Genomic DNA, 3,950 nt, shown 5'->3' on the forward strand with positions numbered 1-3,950 from the left:
AGTTCCCTGATCGGCTCCGGCGGGACGAACGAGCCGCGCACCAGCCCGTGCGCGCCCAGATCAGCCAGCCAGGGCGCGTCGCTGACGTCTTCTCCGAACTAAAATTGATCTTGATTATTGAGTTCGTGTTCTTTTGTGTCAGAACTGTTTCCGGTCGTCTGCCGAGTCGGTGGTGCGTGCGACGGTGTCGGTGAAGCTGGGGATGCCCAGTTGGACGGTGGTGGTGCGGCTGGCGCTGATTTGGTCCATCTGGTCGAGTTTTGCGTTGGCACCGGCGAGGCTGACCCTAAGACCCTCGGCCTCGCCATACCAGCGGTGGGATTCGGCCTCGGCGATGCGGGCAATGAGGTTGTCGCGGATGTCTTGCAGCCGGGCGCGGGCGGCCGGATCCGGGCGCAGCAGCGGGCAGCGCAGACAGCTGTGTTCGTGGATGCAAGGGGTGTCATAGGAGCGGCCGCAGTCGCCGACGGCGACCTTGCGGCGTTGGAAGTGGCCGACGAACTCGGCCCATTCGGCGTCGGTGGGGGTGCGGTATTCCTCGCCGGGGCGCAGCGCGCGGCGGCGGGCGATGTACGCGCGGTGGCCGTTGATCACTTCCTCGGGGTAGACAGCCTTATATCCCATGGTGGTGTTGATGTCGCGGTGTCCGGCGACGAGTTGGGCGATGTGCGGTGGCATGCCGTGGACGATGGCGTCGGTGATGAACAGCCGTCGGAAGTCGTGGAAGGTGTAGCGCATCGGTTGGCCGGCGGCGTCTTTGACGCCGATCTCGGTGAGCGCGTGGTCGAGGTAGGTGCGCAGCACGGTCTCGCCGACCGGGCGGTGGTCGAGCCGGCGCCGCCATTGGAACAGCAGCGGCATGGGCGGGTTGTAGAGGCGTTCGTTCTTGTCGTAGGACACCACCAGCGCGACGTCGGTCCGATCGCCGCGGATGCGCGCGACGATGGTCGACAACACGTCCGCCAGCTCCGGTGAAATCACCAAAAGTCGCTCGGCGTCGGTCTTGGACGGGACGATCTGCAGCAGCGGGATAAGTTCCCCGGTGGTCGGCAGCCGGTATTGGATGAGGCTGTGGTGTGACAGTTCGGTCAGTTCCTCGATGCGGATTCCGGTGTGCCGCAACACCTCTACCACGGCCCAGGTCCAGAACCCGCGGTGTTCTTCGAAGCTGAGGTCACGTCGTTGGCTGGTGTCGGGGTCCTGGGCCCAGACCCGGCCGGTGGTGTAGGTCTTGAGCACCGCCCGGCGCAGGGTCGCCCCGCCGGCGGTGAATACCTCGCCGGGTCGGGTCTGTTCGGCGGCGGCGAGCAGCTCGGCGGTGCGGGCTCGTTCGGCCGCTACCCAGGCGACCAGGGTCGGCAGCACCGGCAGTCGTTCGCGGGTACGGGTGTCCATGCGGGACTTGCGGTGCAGGCGGGCCTTCTTGTGGGAGGCGTCGCTGGCGCTGACCGGACACCGCACCGCCCACGGCCCCCAGCGGGCGGGGTCGTCGTCGGCCCACTCGGCCAAATCCAGGTAGAAGGCCCGCACCGCGGTGAGCACACTGCGCCCGTCCAGCCGCGGCCCGCTGACCTGAACTTGGCCGTTGTCCTTGGTGGCCTTCGGGCGGGTGAGCACGCGCTGCTTCCACGCCGCGGCGACGTCGCGGGGCAGCTGCAGCGAGTCGATGCCGCGGTGGTGCGCCTCCAGATCGGCCCAAAACAGTTTGCCGAGCAGGTAGGCCAGCCGCTGCAGGGTGGAGAAGTCCACCGCCGGCTGGCGTTCGCGCAGATAGTCGACCAGCACATCGCGCACCGGGCGACACGCGATGCGGTAGCGGTCGATCAGCTGCTCGCAGCTGGGTTGTCCACGGCCGGAGAACATTTCGATCGCGGCGGGCGCGTTCGCGCCGAGGTCGCCGTGCGCGCGCAGCAGCTGATAAAACAACGGGCTTTCGGCGTGGCGGTCGTCGCTGGTCCGCGTGCGCGCGGCGGTGGCCAGCAATTCCAGGCAGTCGCCGACTTGCACCGCCGCGGCGTTTCCGCCCTTGACAGCCATGACGATCGCGATGTTGGTCAGCGCCCGCTGCTGGCTTTGCAGTCCGACCCGGCCCTGACACAGCGCGGACAGCTCGGCGAACGCCGCGGCATCGCGGGTGCGGGCCATCTCGGGGGCCAGGTTATGCCGGGCCGGGGCGAACCGCAGCAGCCACTCCAGGCTGGGCCGGATCACATCGGCGCAGATCAGCACCAACAACCCCGCACTCAGGTGCGGCAGCGGCTTGGCGCGGTCGGCGCCGACCAACAGCCTCCAGTCCGGTTGATCCTCGGCGCCGCTGGCGCGCCACCGTTGTTGCCAACACTCGCCGGGCTGCTCACGCAGCCAGCCCAGCACCGCCAACACCCCCAATCGCCGGTTGCGTTGGCTGCCGGGGTTGTCCAGCGCGAACGGCGCCGCCAGCACCCGGTCGGCCACCGCGGAGCGGCGCGCCTCGGTGGCCGGCCACGATGTGGCGACCGGCCGTGGCGGAAACGCCGCGACCAGTTGCGCGCCGGTGGGTTTTACCGGCCCCGCCACCGGCGGCGGCGTCACGGTCGGCGCCACCTGCGAGGTGTCCACGGCGCTCACGACCCGGCCTCACCGAAGAGGATCTGCAGGCTTTCGGTCCGGTACCCCGGCGCTGGTGGCGCCGCCGGATCGCGGTCACGGCGGCGGGTGTGATACGCCAGCACCTCGCCGATCACGTCTTCGGTCACCGGGTTCAGATAGCGCTGGGTGGTCGACAGGTGGGCGTGGCCGAGCACCCACTGCACATCGGTCAGCGGCATCTGCGGGTCGCGCGCCATCCGATACGCCGCGGTGTGACGCAGATCGTGCAGCGACCAGTTCGCCCCCAACACCGCGTTGACCCGGTTGAACATCGCCCGGGCTGCGTCATACCGCAACGGGCGCAATGGTTCTCGCAATGTCCACCACAACGGCTGGTCTCGCCCGGCCGGGGCAACCCCGGCCAGCTGCGCCTGATACAACCGCAGCCACACGAACGCGTCCGGCGCCGCGGGCAACGGCTGCATCGCTCGCGTGCCCTTGCGGATCACCGTGATCAACTGCTGTCCGGGATCCACGTCGGCGACCGTGGCGCCCAGCAACTCCGACGCCCGCGCCCCAGTCGACACCCAGAACCCGATCAGTGCCCGGTCACGATGCGAACCCAACTGCGCGAACAACTCATCAAACCGCTCGTCGGGGATACACCGCGGCGCCCGAACCGCCACCTTCGGTCGATACCGGCCGCTGCGATGCCCGACCGACGGCTCCATCGGGTTGTGATGGGCATCCACCCGGCCGGCACCGCGATACCGGGTCAGCGGGAACGGGTTGACCATCGGCCCGCTGCCCGCCTCCAAGTGAAAATCGTAAAACCCGCGCAGCACCGTCTCGCAATGCGCCGCCGTCGCCGCCGCATACCGGCTACCACGAACCGCCTTGCCGGTCACCGCGTTCACGCCCGGCCCGGTACCTGACCGCGCCACCGCGGCACCATCGCCGTCCGGGCGCCGCCAGTGCGGCCGGACCGGCTTGTCCGCGATCTGCAGCCAGCGACAGAAATCGCGGGCCTCCACCCGAGTCGCCTGATCCCAGGCCACCCCCAGCGCCCACAGGAACCGAAACCACCGCAACAGATCCATCCCATAGGAACGCTGGGTGGTCGCCGGTCGCCCACACGCCGTCAACTCGGCGAAATACGCCGACACCGGCGCGACGACCGCACCGTCGGTATCAACCAGCCGATACGGCTGGAACAGATCGCCGGTCGCCTCCAGACCACCCCGACTCGGCACCACCAGCACGGTCAAGTCCCGCGGCAGCTCTCCATCGATCATGAGCAGCGAACCTAGCCAGCCCAACCCCTCCCGGCACGCACCCGCCCCGAAATCCCCGCGTTAGTTCGGTCAACAGGTCGGTCTTGC

At 68.9% G+C, this 3,950-nt stretch carries 2 protein-coding genes; both read right to left on the reverse strand.

The window, feature by feature from the left end; all coding sequences use genetic code 11:
• Positions 1-138: 138 nt before the first annotated feature.
• Positions 139-2,607: a site-specific integrase gene (locus ABDV69_RS20405; RefSeq protein WP_343577586.1), complete on the reverse strand. Its 2,469-nt coding sequence runs from the start codon at positions 2,605-2,607 to the stop codon at positions 139-141.
• Positions 2,604-3,863, reverse strand: a complete 1,260-nt coding sequence (locus ABDV69_RS20410; RefSeq protein ID WP_343577588.1) for a site-specific integrase — start codon at positions 3,861-3,863, stop codon at positions 2,604-2,606. Before ABDV69_RS20410 ends, ABDV69_RS20405 begins: the two co-directional genes overlap by 4 nt.
• Between the last annotated feature and the right edge of the window lie 87 nt (positions 3,864-3,950).

It is taken from the genome of Mycobacterium sp., assembly GCF_039583785.1.
Lineage (GTDB): Bacteria > Actinomycetota > Actinomycetes > Mycobacteriales > Mycobacteriaceae > Mycobacterium.